This is a genomic window from Burkholderia sp. NLJ2, from assembly GCF_049487195.1.
Taxonomy (GTDB): Bacteria; Pseudomonadota; Gammaproteobacteria; order Burkholderiales; family Burkholderiaceae; genus Burkholderia; species Burkholderia pyrrocinia.
The window spans coordinates 1,269,915-1,284,594 of sequence record NZ_CP137808.1 but is presented as its reverse complement, the minus strand read 5'-3'; the positions used below and the strand labels follow the sequence as shown (position 1 = coordinate 1,284,594).

At 67.4% G+C, this 14,680-nt stretch carries 12 protein-coding genes; 4 read left to right on the top strand and 8 right to left on the bottom strand.

The features are described from left to right. The first annotated feature begins 178 nt into the window (after window positions 1–178). Window positions 179–808 (top strand): SDR family oxidoreductase, encoded by a 630-nt coding sequence (locus R9B84_RS06000; RefSeq protein WP_423759571.1) that lies wholly within the window; start codon window positions 179–181, stop codon window positions 806–808. A 91-nt stretch (window positions 809–899) separates the two neighbouring features. On the opposite strand, the gene R9B84_RS05995 is transcribed toward R9B84_RS06000, so the two are convergent. Continuing rightward, on the bottom strand, window positions 900–1,448 hold the full coding sequence (locus R9B84_RS05995) for a peroxiredoxin (protein ID WP_423759570.1): 549 nt from the start codon (window positions 1,446–1,448) through the stop codon (window positions 900–902). Between the two features lie 277 nt (window positions 1,449–1,725). Between R9B84_RS05995 and cdpA the strand changes: the two genes are divergently transcribed. Both cdpA and R9B84_RS05985 read left to right on the top strand, forming a co-directional pair. Further along, window positions 1,726–3,468, top strand: a complete 1,743-nt coding sequence (gene cdpA, locus R9B84_RS05990) for a cyclic di-GMP phosphodiesterase CdpA (protein ID WP_423759965.1) — start codon at window positions 1,726–1,728, stop codon at window positions 3,466–3,468. Window positions 3,469–3,493: 25 nt separating this feature from the next. After that, the gene (locus R9B84_RS05985) at window positions 3,494–4,996 is read left to right on the top strand and encodes an HDOD domain-containing protein (RefSeq protein ID WP_423759569.1); all 1,503 of its coding nucleotides are present in this window, start codon (window positions 3,494–3,496) and stop codon (window positions 4,994–4,996) included. A gap of 102 nt (window positions 4,997–5,098) precedes the next feature. Here R9B84_RS05985 and R9B84_RS05980 read toward each other — a convergent pair whose 3' ends face one another. From R9B84_RS05980 to R9B84_RS05950, 7 genes are all read right to left on the bottom strand, one after another. Continuing rightward, complete coding sequence (locus R9B84_RS05980; protein WP_096472852.1) at window positions 5,099–5,893, bottom strand: ABC transporter substrate-binding protein; 795 nt, start codon at window positions 5,891–5,893, stop codon at window positions 5,099–5,101. A gap of 362 nt (window positions 5,894–6,255) precedes the next feature. Then, entirely contained in the window at window positions 6,256–7,314 is a 1,059-nt protein-coding gene (gene astE, locus R9B84_RS05975) for a succinylglutamate desuccinylase (protein ID WP_423759964.1), read from the bottom strand. Window positions 7,315–7,321: 7 nt separating this feature from the next. Next, on the bottom strand, window positions 7,322–8,662 hold the full coding sequence (astB, locus tag R9B84_RS05970) for an N-succinylarginine dihydrolase (RefSeq protein ID WP_423759568.1): 1,341 nt from the start codon (window positions 8,660–8,662) through the stop codon (window positions 7,322–7,324). A 14-nt stretch (window positions 8,663–8,676) separates the two neighbouring features. Further along, entirely contained in the window at window positions 8,677–10,140 is a 1,464-nt protein-coding gene (gene astD / locus R9B84_RS05965) for a succinylglutamate-semialdehyde dehydrogenase (RefSeq protein WP_423759567.1), read from the bottom strand. A 7-nt stretch (window positions 10,141–10,147) separates the two neighbouring features. Further along, window positions 10,148–11,179 carry an arginine N-succinyltransferase gene (astA, locus tag R9B84_RS05960; protein ID WP_423759566.1) on the bottom strand — a complete coding sequence of 344 codons (1,032 nt, stop codon included), beginning with the start codon at window positions 11,177–11,179 and terminating at the stop codon, window positions 10,148–10,150. Beyond that, entirely contained in the window at window positions 11,176–12,228 is a 1,053-nt protein-coding gene (gene aruF, locus R9B84_RS05955; RefSeq protein WP_262542075.1) for an arginine/ornithine succinyltransferase subunit alpha, read from the bottom strand. Before aruF ends, astA begins: the two co-directional genes overlap by 4 nt. A gap of 30 nt (window positions 12,229–12,258) precedes the next feature. Next, complete coding sequence (locus R9B84_RS05950; protein WP_423759565.1) at window positions 12,259–13,491, bottom strand: aspartate aminotransferase family protein; 1,233 nt, start codon at window positions 13,489–13,491, stop codon at window positions 12,259–12,261. A 372-nt stretch (window positions 13,492–13,863) separates the two neighbouring features. Here R9B84_RS05950 and R9B84_RS05945 point away from each other — a divergent pair, with 372 nt between their 5' ends. Then, window positions 13,864–14,679: a PAAR domain-containing protein gene (locus R9B84_RS05945; RefSeq protein ID WP_423759564.1), complete on the top strand. Its 816-nt coding sequence runs from the start codon at window positions 13,864–13,866 to the stop codon at window positions 14,677–14,679. Window position 14,680 lies beyond the last annotated feature (1 nt).

The following is a 14,680-nucleotide window of genomic DNA, read 5'->3' as shown; positions in this document are numbered from 1 at the left end:
CTTAGCGTCCGCCATGTCGCCGGGGACCGTGCATCCGCGCCGGGAAGCTTTCGCCGGTATGCCCGCGCTGGTATGCCCCTTAATACTGTCCGCCATCGGACCAAATCGACATTACACTTGAGTTATTGGTCGTCCGTCCCTATCTGGAAGGATGACGCATCGAGCAAGGAGCAGTTTCATGACGACGAAGGTACTGCTGATTGGCGCGACCGGCCGCACGGGCCAGGCGTGCGCGGATCTGCTGCTCAAGCAGCCGGAGTTCGAGGTCACGGCGCTCGTGCGCCGGCACGGCTATGCGCTGGCGGGCGCGCGGGTCGTCGAGGCCGATCTGACGAACGATTTCTCGCACGCATTCCAGGGCATCACGCACGTGATCTATGCGGCCGGCTCGGCCGAAACGGACGGCGCGGCCGAAGAGGAACAGATCGACCGCGACGCGGTGGCCCGCGCGGCCGAATACACGCTGGCCTACAACGGGCAGAAGCTCGTGGTGATCAGCTCGCTGTCCGCGTACCAGCCCGAACAGGGCCCCGACGCGCTGCGTCACTATTCACAGATGAAGCGCGAAGGCGACGAGCGCGTGATCGCGTCGGGCGTCGACTACGTGATCCTGCGCCCCGGCCCGCTCGCGGATGGGCCGGGCGTCGGCAAGATCGCGCTGACCGACGCGTGGCTCGACCCCGCGCCGCCCGTGTCGCGCCAGGACGTTGCCTGGGCCGCGATCGAGGCGATCAAGCTCGGCATCTCGCGCAAGCTGGTCGGCTTCGTCGGTGGCGGCGTGCCGATCGAGCAGGCGCTGCGCGCGTAGCGCGGCTCCCCGTGCGCCGCCGCGCGGCGGCGCACGTGTTCCGCTGCCCGCGGCCCGCACGACGGGCCGCTTGGGTGCCAGGGCCGGCTGCTTACTGTTTCGGATGCGCGTCGGCCCATGCCTTCACGGCGGCCAGCGTGTTCTCGACGTGCTTGTCGGGCGACAGGCTCGTGTATTCGTAGAGAATCTTCCCTTCCGGCGAAATCACGTAGGACACGCGGTTCGCGCGGTCGAGCGCCGGCAGCTTCGCGTCGTATTCGCGGATGATCTTCGCGTCCGGGTCGGCCGCGACCGGGAACTTGCTCCGGCACTCGCTCACCGAGAACTTCGTCAGCGTGTCGATATTGTCTGCCGACAGGCCGATCACCGTCGCGCCGTAAGCCTTGTAACGGTCGACCGCATCCGCGAACGCATGCGCCTCGATCGTGCAGCCCTTCGTGAATGCAGCCGGGTAGAAATACAGCACGACCGGGCCCTGCTTCAGCGCGTCGGCGAGCGCGTACGTGTAAGTCTTGCCGCCCAGCGACGCCTGCGTCGTGAAGTCCGGCGCCGCAGCGCCCGGCTTCAGTTCCGCCTGCGCCAACAGCGCATGGCCGGCCACCAGCGCCGCCACGGCGCCCAGCAACAGTTTTCGCTTCATCTGTGTCCTCATTTCTTATAAAGTCAGCCTCAATGTAGGCCACGTCGGCGTTCGCCTGTCGAACGCACGTGCATGACCCGGTCCTGCGGCAGCGCCATCCGCGCCCGGCTCGTTAAAGATTCCGCACAGTCTGCCGTTATTCTTTCCGGACAACCGGTTCCAGCCCTTCACGTCAGCGAGAAACATGCAAGCCAACAGGAAACAGACGTCACGCAAGGGCTCCTGGCGCAGTGCCTTGCATACGCTGCGCCGCTTCGCCTGGTCGGGCGGCGCGCTGATGCCCGCGCGCGCCGGTGCGCCCCGCCGCGACGACTCGGTGCGCAACTGGCTGGAACAGACGGTCGGCACGGTGGATTTCCTTGCCCACGTCGACCGCGAGCTGCGCTTTCTGTACGTGTCCGACGCGAGCCTGCGCTTCATCGGCTACCACCGCGACTACCTGCACACGCTGACGCTGCGCGACCTGATCGCCGAACAGGATACCGCGGCGCTCGAAGGCCTGCTTGCGCGCGCCGCGCGTTCGAGCCAGGTCGAGAAGGCGACGATGTGCATCGTCAAGTCCCTCACCTATCCGCTGGACGTCGAGGTCCGCGCGTTCAAGAGCCGCCACCACGGCGTCGACGGCTTCGCGATCGCGGCGTTCGACGTATCGTCGTGGCGCGCGCTCGAGGCGCGCCTCACGTACGAAATGCACCACGACCCGATGACGGGGCTCGACAACCTGTCCGCGCTCGTGCCCGCACTGATGCGCGCGCAGCAGACCGCCGACGAGGACGGCACCTGCGCGGCGCTGCTGCTGCTCGACCTCGACGACTACCAGCGGATCAACCGCGCGCTCGGCTACGACGCGGGCGACACGCTGCTGCGCGAGACCGCGCAGCGGCTGAAGGCGCTCGTCACGCCGAACGAGCGGCTCGCCCGGGTCGCGAGCGACAAGTTCGCGGTCGTACTCGGCGCACCGGACCGCACGCAGGCGAGCAATGCCGCCGACGCGCTCGCGCGCCGGCTGCAGGCCGCGGTACGCGAGCCCTACGTGTACCAGGGGCAGACCGTGCACTTGTCCGCCAGCATCGGCATCGCGCTCTATCCGGACGAGCGCGCCGCGCCGCATCGTGCGCAGCACCACAGCCCGCTGCTGCGCCGCGCCGACCACGCGCTCGCGCAGGCGAAGGCATCGGGCGGCAACGCACTCGCGTTCCATGCGCCCGTCGACGATCCGGCCGACGCCGAACGGCTGAAGCTCGAGGCCGACCTGTACGACGGCGTGCGCAACGGCGAGTTTTCGCTCCATTTCCAGCCGATCACGCACAGCCAGTCGTGCGCGGTGGTCGGCGTCGAGGCGCTGATTCGCTGGCGCCATCCGGTGCACGGCCTCGTGCCGCCGGCAACTTTCATTCCGCTCGCCGAATCGATCGGCCTGATCAACTATCTCGGCAACTGGGTGCTCAAGGCCGCGTGCATGCAGCTCGTCGCATGGGACCGCCAGGGGCTCGCGCTGCAATACGTGGCAGTCAACGTATCGCCGCAGCAGTTCCGCGACCCGCGCTTCACGCAGAGCGTGCGCGAGGCGATCACGCTGACGGGCATCGACCCGCGCCGCATCGTGCTCGAAATCACCGAAAGCCTGCTGATGCACGACCCCGCGCAGGCGAAGGGGCTGCTCGAGGAGCTGACCGATCTCGGCATCCGTTTCGCGATCGACGACTTCGGCACCGGCTATTCGAGCCTCGCTTACCTGCAGCGCTTCCCGCTCGCGAAGCTGAAGATCGACCGCAGCTTCGTCGAGAACCTGCTGACGTCGCGCAACGACCGCGCGATCGTGTCGGCGGTGGTCGGCCTCGCGCAGACGCTCGATCTCGAGCTCGTCGCCGAAGGCGTCGAGACCGAGGCGCAGCGCGAACTGCTGACGGAGATGGGCTGCAATCACATCCAGGGCTGGCTCGTCTGCCAGGCGCTGCCGTCCGAGGAGCTCGCACGGCGCTTCGAGGCGCAGCAGCTGCACCTGCACGCCGCCGCCTGACGCGCGGCGAACCGGACAGATCCGTATGTCAATCACCGAACACCTGCCCCGCACCGCGTTGCTCGACAAGCTGTGGGCCCGGATGAACGAACGGGGCGACTTCCCGCTGCTGTCGGAATCGCTGCGCGCGACGATGGCCGCGATGAAGAACGACGACCTCGATTTCACCGCGCTCGTGCGCGTCGTACTGTCGGATTTCGCGCTCACGCAGAAAGTGCTGCGGCTCGCGAACTCCGCAATGTACATGGCGTTCGGCGGCAACATCACGACCGTCACCCGCGCGCTGATGGTGCTCGGCCTGGACGCGGTCGGCCATCTCGTCGTCGGGCTGAAGCTCGTCGACCATTTCCACCACAGCACGCCGCGGCGCATCGACGCGAAGCTCGAACTGAACCGCGCGCTGCTGTCCGGCTGCGTCGCGCGCAAGCTCACCGAGCACGCCGAGCTGCGCGGCGGCGAGGAAGCCGTCGTCTGCACGCTGATGCGCCAGGTCGGCAAGCTGCTGGTGGTCTGCTATCTCGACAGCGAATGGGACCGGATCCGCCGGCGCGCGGCCGAGCTGAACGGCGACGAATCGACCGCCTGCGTCGACGTGCTCGGCGTCGGCTTCGACGAGATCGGGCTCGAAGCGGCCGCGCGCTGGCGGCTGCCCGACGTGATCCGCGCGGGAATGGCCGACGACGGCGGCCACGCGGCCCACGGCGACGCGGACGACGAATACGACGACGGCCGCAACGCGGGCCATGCGGCCGATGACGGCCCGGCCGACCGTGTACGCTGGCTGCGCGCGGTGAGCCGCTGCTCGACCGACGTCGCGAGCGCGCTCGTGATGCCCGCGAGCCCGCAGCGCGACGCGCGCATTGCGACGCTCGCGCAGCACTACGGCGCCGAGCTCGACATGGAATCCGACGCGCTCGTCGAGATTGCCGACCGGCTCGCGCGCGAGGAAGCGAGCGACACCGTGATGCGCGAGATCGTCGAGTTGCGCGCGAACGCCGATGCGATCGCGCGCGCGCAGGCCGAGCCCGAGGCATGCCTCGAAGCCGGCCTCGCCGACCTGCGTGCGCTGCCGTCCGAGCACGTGCTGACGCCGGTGCTCGCGCTCGCGTCGGAAAGCCTGCTGGCCGGCCTCGCGTTCACGCGCACCGTAATGTTCGTGCGTCACGACGACGGCATGTTCGCCGCGCGCCTCGGCTTCGGCCCCGATGTCGATACGGCGCTCGACCGGCTGCGCTTCGACGAACGCTTCGAGCCGGACGTATTCCATCTCGCCATCACGAATTCGGTCGGCATCTTCATCGAGCAGGCGCAGGAACCGAAGATGCTCAAGCGCCTGCCCGCGTGGTATCTGGAGGCGTTCGACGACACGCGCGCGTTCGTGCTGCTGCCCGTGCGCGTCGGCACGACCACCGTCGCGCTGCTGTACGGCGACTGGGCCGGCGCGCAGCCCGCGCGCAAGATCACGCAGCAGGAGATGAGCGTGCTCAACGAGCTTGCGCGCGAACTGGGCCGGTTCTTTCCCGCGTAGCTCGGGAGCCGGCCGCCCCGCCCCCGCCGTTTCCCGCCTCCCGAAAGCAAACCGGCCGCATCAGCGGCCGGATTGCTTGCATCGTGCGATCGAACGAAACGCTTACTTGAGCGTCACGGGCACGCTGAAGTACTTCTTCGCGAGGTTGTCGATCGTACCGTCGGCCTTCAGGTCCTTCAGCGCCTGATCGAGCGCGGTCTTCAGCGCCGCGTCGTTCTTGCGCAGGCCGAAGCCGACGCCCGAACCGAGGATCTCGGTATCGCTGACCGTGCTGCCCGCGAACGCGAAGCCCTGGCCCTGCGGCTTCGTCAGGAAGCCCTTCGAACCGGCTTCCGAATCCTGGAATGTCGCGTCGAGACGGCCCGATTTCAGGTCGGCATAGGCCAGGTCCTGCGTCTGGTACGGCACGACTTCGACGCCGGCCGGCGCCCACTTCTTCTTCGCGTACGCTTCCTGGATCGTGCCCTGCAGCACGCCGACGCGCTTGCCCTTCAGCGATTGCGGGGTCGGCAGCAGGCCGCTGCCCTGCTTCGCGATCAGCTGGTTCGGAATCGTGTAGATCGGATCGGTGAACGCGATCGCGTGCTTGCGCTGGTCGGTGATCGTCATGTCCGAGTTGATCGCGTCGAACTTGCGCGCCTGCAGCGCGGGGATCAGGCCGTCGAAGTCGTTCTCGACCCACACGCACTTCGTCTTCAGCTTCGCGCACACCGCGTTGCCGATATCGATGTCGAAGCCGGTCAGCTTGCCGTCGGGCGTCTTGTATTCGAACGGTGCGTACGAGGCCTCGACGCCGAACCGGATCTCCTTCAGATCCGCGGCAAACGCGCTGCCTGCCGCCACCGCCGATGCCGCCACCACCGCATGCGCGGCTACTTTACGCCAATCCAACTTCATCAGGTGCTCTCCTCGATACTCGAATGTTCCGGAACTACGGGCGCTTGCATCGTTGCAGGGTCGGATGACCACGACAATCGCGATGCCGCGCCGTGATGCGGCGCAACAGCCGCAAGGCCGCGATTGTACCAATCCGCGCGGTCCGGTATGGCAAAGCGGGGGCAGACGCGCGATGCTGCGCTGCGTGCGCGGCGCCGGTCTGGCGATCCGCCGAACTTGCAAATCGGTGTCGCAAATACGCAAGCCGGGGGCCACCCGCCGTCCGCCCCGGCATGCAGGCGACGACGACGGGATACCGACAGGTTTCGGGTCAGGCGCGGGCCGCGTGCCGTCGCGGCCGCGCAATCGGTCGGGACGCGCGCTCAGACCAGCGCCGCGAGCGTCTCGCGCGTCGTGTCGACGACGAGCAGGCCCGCGCGCAGGCCCGGTTTCACGGTCGGGTTCGGAAACACGATCCGTTCCTCGTCGTGCGTCACCGTGTAGCGGTAGTCGCCGTCCTGCGCGAGCACCGTGCCGCGCGCAAACGCGGTGAAGTTCGCGACGTCGGCCGCGACGAACAGTTCGAGCGCGTCACTTTGCTTCGTGATCTGGTCGATCACCGTGAACACGCGCGGCAACGCGGCCCCGGCATCGCTCCGCGGATGGCCGCCCCGCGGATGGCCGCCCCGCGCACCCGATACGAGTCGACGCACGGCCAGGTCGACCGGCGCGAAGCGCGCCAGGTCGTTCTGGCCGAACGGCCGCACCTTGCCGAGTTCGAGCGTGCAGGCGAGCGCGCCGCAGTGCTCGGCCGTGAAATGCGAATACGTGTTGCCCTTCGCCGTATGCAGCAGCACGGCTGCGATACGCGCATCGCCGAGCCATTCGACCATCGTGCGCGTCGGCGGCGTACCCGTATGCGGCAGCAGCGCGAACTGCTCGAACACCGATGCGCGGATCGCCGTATGCATGTCGATGTGCCAGCGCACGCCGCCCGCCGGCGCCGCCGCGAAGAACGCGGCAGCGGCCGCTTCGAGCTGCGCGGCACGCGGCGCTTCGCGGCTCGCGGGCACCTGCGCGTGACGACCGCTGAACAGGCGGTTCAGGTCGTCGTCGAGATAGCGCTCGCCCGCACGCATCGCCGGCACGTTGCCGAGCACGACCAGCAGCCGGCACGCGAGCGGCAGCGCGCCCGATGCGAGATCGCGCACGAGCATCGACAGCAGCTCGATCGGCGCCGTCTCGTCGCCGTGCACGCCGGCCGACAAGAGCACGCTCGCGCGTGCCGCGCCGTCAGCGGCGGCCGGTTCGAGCGCGAGCAACCCGTCGCCGAGCCATAACCAGCGCACCGCCCCGCCCGCGCAGGCGCCGTCCGTCACGGCCGGCGTGCCGCCGGCAAGCGTGAACGCGAGAAAGTCGTCGAGCGGCGCGGCAGCGGACATCGGTGCCTCAGCGCTGGAAGTCATACAGCGAACCGACGCGCAGGATCTGCGTGAGCGCGTCGAGCGCCGTGCGCGATTCGTCGAGCAGCGCCGGATCGGCGAGGTCTTCCGGTGCGAGACGGTCGCGATAATGCTTGTCGATCCACGCGTCGAGCGACGCGAACAGCGTGTCGTTGATCCACACGTTCGACGTGACGGCCGCGCGCTCCGCTTCGTTCAGCACGACGCGCAGGCGCAGGCACGCGGGGCCGCCGCCGTTCTTCATGCTTTCGCGCAGGTCGAACACGAGCACGTCGTGAATCGGGCCGTTGCCGGCCGCGAGCTCGTCGAGATAAGCCGCGACGTTCGCGTTCTCGCGGCATTCCTGCGGCACGACGAGCACTTGCGAGCCGTCGGCGCGCGACAGCAGCTGGCTGTTGAACAGATACGACGTCACCGCGTCGTTCACGCTCACGGCAGCTTCCGGCACCTCGATCACGTTCAGGCGCGCGCCGCGTGCGTCGAGCGCGGCGGTCAGCGTGTCGTAGATCGCCTGCTTGTTGACGAACGCGCGCTCGTGCGTGAACAGCGTGTCGCGATTGCCGACCGAGATCACGTCGTTGTGGAACACGCCCGCGTCGATCACGTCCGGATCCTGCTGCGCATAGACCGTCGCTTCTTCGGCGAGCCCGTGGCGATGCGCGACCGCGCGGCTCGCCTCGAAGGTCTGGCGTGCCGGGAAACGCTTCGGCTCGGGGCCGCGGCGGTATTCCGCGCGGCCGTACACGAAGAACTCGATGCCCGGCTTGCCGTATTCGGCGCAGAAGCGCGTATGGTTCGCGGCGCCTTCGTCGCCGAGCGCCGGCGTGCCCGTCAGCGCCTCGTGCACCGCGAAGTGCGCGGGATCGGCGAACAGCGTCGACAGCGTGCGGCGCGTCGCGTCGTGCTCGATCGCGCGATGCAGCTTGCTGCACAGGTTCGCCGGCGTAAAGTGCACGCGGCCGTCGCTCGTATCGGCCGACGGGCTGACGGTGGCCGCGTTCGCGGTCCACATCGCCGACGCCGAGCTCGCCGCGGCGAGCAACTCGGGCGCCTGCTTCGCGGCCTTCGCGATCACGTCCGCGTCCTTGCCCGAGAAGCCGAGCTCGCGCAACAGGCGCAGCGACGGCCGCTCCTGCGGCGGCAGCACGCCCTGCGCGAAACCGAGATCCGCGAGCTGCTTCATCTTGCGCAGCCCCTGCTTCGCGGCAGCCTTCGGATTCGCGGCCGACTTCTCGTTGTTGAGCGACGCCACGTTGCCGAACGACAGCCCGGCGTAGTTGTGGGTCGGGCCGACGAGCCCGTCGAAATTGGCTTCTTGTGCGTTCATCGTCGTTCCCTCGATCAGAAATGCAGGCCCGGCGACAGGCTCGCGGGCAAGGTCAGTTGCGTGCTTTCCACCGACGCCATCGGATACGCGCAATAGTCGGCCGCGTAGTACGCGCTCGGGCGATGGTTGCCCGAGCGGCCCGTGCCGCCGAACGGCGCGGCGGACGATGCACCGTTGGTCGGCCGGTTCCAGTTGACGATCCCGGCGCGGATCGTGCGGCGGAAGTGCTCCCAGACACGCGCGTCGTCGGCCAGCAGGCCGGCGGACAGGCCGAACGCCGTGTCGTTCGCGCGCTCGATCGCTTCGTCGAACGTCGTGTAGCGGACGATCTGCGCGAGCGGGCCGAAATGTTCTTCATCGGGCAGGTTCGCCACGCCCGTCACGTCGACGATCGCCGCGTTCACGAAACCGAGGCGCGGATCGCGCTGCGTCATCGCGATGACCGGCTTCGCGCCCTGCTCGATCAGGCGCGACTGCGCGTCGACCAGCTTCGCCGCCGCGCGCGCCGAGATCACCGCGCCCATGAACGGCTGCGGATCGGCGTCGAACACGTCGGCCGTGATCTTCGACGTGACGTCGGCGAAACGCGCGAGGAAGCGGTCGCCGAACGCGCCCTGCGGCACGAAGATGCGGCGCGCGCACGTGCAGCGCTGGCCGGCCGACAGGAATGCCGACTGGATCGTGTGATGCACGGCCGCGTCGATGTCCTCGACCTCGCCGATCACGAGCGGGTTGTTGCCGCCCATCTCGAGCGCGAGCACGATCTCCGGACGGCCGCCGAACTGCTTGTGCAGCAGCGTGCCGGTATCCGAGCTGCCCGTGAAGAACAGCCCGTCGATCTGCCGATGGTTCGCGAGCGCGATGCCCGTGTCCTTCTCGCCCTGCACGAGGTTCAGCACGCCGTCCGGCAGCCCCGCTTCCTTCCACACTTCGACTGTCGCGCGCGCGACGCCCGGCGCAAGCTCCGACGGCTTGAACACGACCGTGTTGCCGGCGATCAGCGCGGGCACGATATGGCCGTTCGGCAAGTGGCCGGGGAAGTTGTACGGGCCGAACACTGCGACGACGCCGTGCGGGCGGTGGCGCAGCACCGCAACGCCGTCGGCCATGTCCTGGCGCTTCTCGCCCGTGCGTTCCTGGTAGGCCTGGATCGAGATGCCGACCTTCGCGGCCATCGATGCGACTTCAGTGCGCGCTTCCCACAGCGGCTTGCCCGTCTCGCGGCCGATGGCCGTCGCGATCGCTTCCTTGCGTTCGTTGAGCAATGCCGCGAAGCGCTTGACGATCGCGCAGCGCGATTCGAAGTCGAGCGCCGACCAGCCGGCGAACGCGCGGCGCGCGCTCGCGACCGCACGGTCGACGTCGGCCGCCGACGCGCTGTCGCCCTGCCATGCGATCTCGTCGGTGCCCGGGTTGCGCGAAGCGAAGACGGGGCCCGAGCCTGCGACCCAGGCGCCGTCGATGAAGAGTTCCGTCATGATTCGTTTATCCCTGTTTGACTTTGAGCGGCAGCACGCGGACCGGATCGCCGGCCTTCACGTCGAGCGCGACGGCATCGTCGGCCGACAGCACGAACGCGCCGTTCGCGACCACACCCGGCGCGACGCCGACGCGGAAATCGGTGAGCGACGTGTTCGACACGAGCGACTTCGGGGTGCCATCCCGCGCGTCGGGCACGCCGATCGCGACCGGTACGACGACGCTTTCGCGCACCGTGCGCAAGTCGTTGACGTGGCATTCGAGCACGGGGCCCGCGTCGAAGATGTCGACGTGATTCTGATAGCGCAGCCCTTCCGCCTCGAGCATCTTGCGGGCCGGCAGCGTGTCGCGGTGCGTGAGGCCGACCGCGTCCTGCGCATCCTTCGGCAGCAGGTCGACGTACACCGGATAGCGCGGCATCAGTTCCGCGAGGAACGACTTGCGGCCGTGCGAGCTCAGGTAGTCGGCCGCGTTGAAATCGATCTGGTAGAAGTGCGAACCGACTGCGCGCCAGAACGGCGACGTGCCGTCTTCGTCGAAGTGGCCGCGCAATTCCGCGCAGATGCGTTCCGGAAAGCGCTCGCGGAACTGTGCGATGAACATGAAGCGCGAGCGCGACAGCAGGCCGCCGACGCCACCCGTGCGATAGCGCGGGCTCAGGAACAGCGAGCACACTTCCGCATAACCCGTCAGGTCGTGCGAAATGTTCAGCGCGGACATCCGCGTCCACACGCCGAGTTCCTGGCTCGCGTGCACGACCGTGCTCACGCGATAGTTGTAGAACGGCTGTTCGAGGCCGACCTGCGATTCGATCCCGCACACGCCCGCGATGTCGCCCGTTGTCGACTCTTCCATCACGAAGAAGTAGCCGGCTTCGCCGGGCGCGGCCTCGCCCGCCAGCGTGCGGCGCGTGCGCTCGATGCGCGCGGCGAGCGCGTCGCGGTCGGGCTTGAACGTGGTCAGGCCCGGCCCGGTTTCCTTCGCAAGCGACACGAGCGCATCGACGTCGCCCGTTTGTACGACCCGAACGACGATCATGCTGCGTCTCCCTTCAAATCTTCATCGTCGCGGCGGTGCAGCGGCACGCAGCGCACGACGTCGCCATCCTTCACATCGAGCGCCGCGCGCACGTCGCCGGCAAGCGGCGCGTCACCCGTATCGCCCGGCAGGTCGGTCAGCACGCAGCGGAACGATTCGCCGCTGCCTGTCGACACCATGTACGCGACGTCGCCCTGCTGGTGCGCGGCCTCGCGCACGACGCGCTCCGCGCCGTGCTTCACGCATGCGGTGCGGTCGACCTGCGCGGTCAGCACCGGGCCCGCGTCGAAGATGTCGACGAAGCGGTCCGGTTCGAAGCCTTCCTCGAGATGGATGTCGTACGCGAGCAGTGCCGTCTCGTTCGGCTCGCCGAGCACGCGCTGCGCGGCTTCCGGCAGCAGCGGCACGTAGATCGGATAGGCCGGCATCACTTCCGCGATGAACGTGCGGCTGCGGCCGCCCGATGCGATGTCGACGTCGGTGAAGTTGCGGCCGAAGAACTTGCGGCCCACCGCTTCCCAGAACGGCGATGCACCGTTGCCGTCGCTGACGCCGAGCAGCAGCGTGAACACTTCGGGCGTGAAGCGGCGGCGGTTCGCGGCGATGTACATCATCCGGGCGCGCGAGATCAGGTGCGCGGCCGCGTCGCCGCGCAGCGACGGATCGACGTAGAAGCCGGCGAGCCGGCTCTTGCCGGTCAGTTCGTGCGACATCGTGAGCGCGTGGATCTTGCGGTTCACGTGCAGCTCGCGCGACGCGTGGATCAGTGCGTCGTTGCGGAACGCATAGAACGGTTCCGAGTAGCCGGCCGCGGCGACGATGCTCGCCGTGCCGAGCAGCTTGCCCGTCGACGAATCCTCGAGCACGAAGAGGTAGAACTCCTCGCCGGCGAAGTCGACGTCCGCGCGAAACGAATCCTCGGAGAGCGCCACGCGCGCTTCGAGCGCCGCGCGGTCGTGCGGCAGCGAGTGCAGGACCGGCTGCGCGGTGCGCGCCATGTGCGCGAGCGCATCGAGATCCGTGAGTTTGCCGGGGCGAACAAATAGCATCGTCGTTCCTGTCTGCGATGGGTGCGCCGATCAGCGCGCGGTGGCTTCCTGTGCGGCGAGCACTTGTTCGACGGCCTTCTCGAAGCGCTTGACGCCTTCGTCGAGCAGATCGAACGGGATCACCAGCGACGGGACGAAGCGCAGCACGTTCGGGCCGGCGATCAGCATGATCAGGCCGTTCTCGGCGGCGGCAGTCACGAAGTCCTTCGCGCGGCCGTCGAACGCGGCGGTGAGTTCCGCGCCGACGAGCAGGCCCTTGCCACGGATGTCCTTGAAGATGCCGAAGCGCGCGTTGATGCGTTCGAGTGCGCCCTTCAGGCGCACGCTGCGTTCGCGCACGCCTTCGAGCAGTGCCGGGTCGCCGATCAGTTCGACGACCTTGTCGGCGATCGCCGATGCGAGCGGGTTGCCGCCGTACGTCGTGCCGTGCACGCCGACCTTGAAGTGCGCGGCCAGTTCGTTCGTCGTCAGCATCGCGCCGATCGGGAAGCCGTTGCCGAGCGCCTTCGCGGTCGTCAGGATGTCCGGCGTGACGCCCGTGTCCATATATGCGTAGAACTGGCCCGTGCGGCCGACGCCCGTTTGCACTTCGTCGAAAATCAGCAGTGCGTCGTTGGCGTCGCAGGCTTCGCGCAGCGCCTTCAGGAAGGCCGGATCGGCCGGGATCACACCGCCCTCGCCCTGCACGGGCTCGACGATCACTGCGCAGGTTTGCGGGCCGATCGCTGCCTTCGCGGCTTCGATGTCGTTGTACGGCAGGTGCGTGATGCCGGCCGGCACGGGGCCGAAGCCTTCCGAGTATTTCGGCTGGCCACCGACGCTGACCGTGAAGAACGTGCGGCCGTGGAACGACTGCACGAACGAGATGATTTCTGCTTTTTCGGCGCCGTGGCGATCGAACGCGACGCGGCGTGCGAGCTTCAGTGCGGCTTCGTTCGCTTCCGCGCCCGAGTTCGCGAAGAATGCGCGGTCGGCGAAGGTCAGCGATTCGAGGCGCTTCGCGAGGCGCAGCACCGGCTCGTTCGTGTAGCCGTTGCCGATGTGCCAGAGCTTGCGGCCTTGTTCGTCCAGGACCTTCAGCAGTTCCGGGTGGCCGTGGCCGAGCGACGTCACTGCGATGCCGCAGGCGAAATCGATGTACTCGCGGCCGGCCGTGTCCCACACGCGGGAGCCCTCTGCGCGATCCGGCACGAACGGGGCGGGGGAAAATACCGGCACCATCACTTCGTCGAATGTCTGGCGGTTCACGGTCGAGGTCGTCATGGTCGTTCCTTTCGGTTTCGTAAGAGGGTTCAACAGGATCAAGTTTAGGTAAGGGTGACGCAAGCGTCTTGCGGAATTGCGACGGGTTCTATCGGAAGCCCCTTTTTCTACTGCTATTTTGCCCTTCCAGGGCGGGGGCTGCGGGATTTGGTGTCAGGGTGGTTTTTTTGGTGGGTCGCTTGGGGTGTCGTGAAGCACCTGTGATCGTGTCGGTCTATTAGCGTCGCCCCTGCGCGGGGCAGCGGTTACTTTTCTTTGTCTTGCCAAAGAAAAGTAACCAAAAGAAAGGCGCTGTGAGAACGCATGACCTCCCGGTGCCATAGCCATCGGAGTGGCCACCGCCTAAGTGTCCGCGCCAGTCAGGAAACCAGAGTGGTTCGAGCAATGGTTCTGACACCACTCACCACCCAACAGAGCGGTATACCGCCCGCCAGCTCCATCCTCGCTACGCTCGGCTGCAAGGTGCGCATCCCTCAAGCGGTGCCGTTGGTCGATCAGCTCCGCAAATCAAAGCACGCACGCGACGCCACGAAATCGATGCACAAGCAGCCCGTCGCTCTCACCGCCCACACGAATGACGCAGTCAGCACATTGCTTGATGAGGCGGAGCAGACGAGCACCAGTCGGCAAATCACGCAAACGGCGCGATCACACCATCTCAAGCACCTCGAACAATATCGAGATGCGCACTTGCGCCGTGCCGATACGATTGTGACTTTCCGCGAGGGCCAAACGATGAATAGAAGAATTGCAGTTGTGGGCGACAGCCTTTCAAGCGGCGGAACAATTAGCCCATACAGCGGACCACCGTTCCTGGTCCACAGGCATCAAGCAGCCTTGATTGGCGGTAGTGCGTTCTGCGTCGCATGTCAGAGCACCGGCATCATCGCAAAGGCTGGCGGGCCATATCGACTCAAGTTTCAAGGAGAAGTCGCGCTAGACCGCGATATTGTCCTGTGCGGCTGCTCGACTCCGCCGAGCATCACTGCTTTGCTTGCCGGTGAAGCATGGTGTGATGATGGGCTAAAGGGTCTCGGGGAGGTCATTTCGAGCCGAACGATAACGGGTCCCGTCGTGTCGATCAAGAAAGGCGCATTTGATGAGCAGGTCGAAGCGAAGACTAGCGGCAGTGCTGCCCAGGGGCCGGAGGGTTACCCCTACTGGAGGTATCCGGAATTTCGTGTGTGAG

Bases quoted from the DNA above. Each gene is read 5' to 3' on its own strand.
- R9B84_RS06000 (WP_423759571.1), top strand. From the start codon at position 179: ATGACGACGAAGGTACTGCTGATTGGCGCGACCGGCCGCACGGGCCAG.
- R9B84_RS05995 (WP_423759570.1), bottom strand. From the start codon at position 1,448: ATGAAGCGAAAACTGTTGCTGGGCGCCGTGGCGGCGCTGGTGGCCGGC.
- cdpA (WP_423759965.1), top strand. From the start codon at position 1,726: ATGCCCGCGCGCGCCGGTGCGCCCCGCCGCGACGACTCGGTGCGCAAC.
- R9B84_RS05985 (WP_423759569.1), top strand. From the start codon at position 3,494: ATGTCAATCACCGAACACCTGCCCCGCACCGCGTTGCTCGACAAGCTG.
- R9B84_RS05980 (WP_096472852.1), bottom strand. From the start codon at position 5,893: ATGAAGTTGGATTGGCGTAAAGTAGCCGCGCATGCGGTGGTGGCGGCA.
- astE (WP_423759964.1), bottom strand. From the start codon at position 7,314: ATGTCCGCTGCCGCGCCGCTCGACGACTTTCTCGCGTTCACGCTTGCC.
- astB (WP_423759568.1), bottom strand. From the start codon at position 8,662: ATGAACGCACAAGAAGCCAATTTCGACGGGCTCGTCGGCCCGACCCAC.
- astD (WP_423759567.1), bottom strand. From the start codon at position 10,140: ATGACGGAACTCTTCATCGACGGCGCCTGGGTCGCAGGCTCGGGCCCC.
- astA (WP_423759566.1), bottom strand. From the start codon at position 11,179: ATGATCGTCGTTCGGGTCGTACAAACGGGCGACGTCGATGCGCTCGTG.
- aruF (WP_262542075.1), bottom strand. From the start codon at position 12,228: ATGCTATTTGTTCGCCCCGGCAAACTCACGGATCTCGATGCGCTCGCG.
- R9B84_RS05950 (WP_423759565.1), bottom strand. From the start codon at position 13,491: ATGACGACCTCGACCGTGAACCGCCAGACATTCGACGAAGTGATGGTG.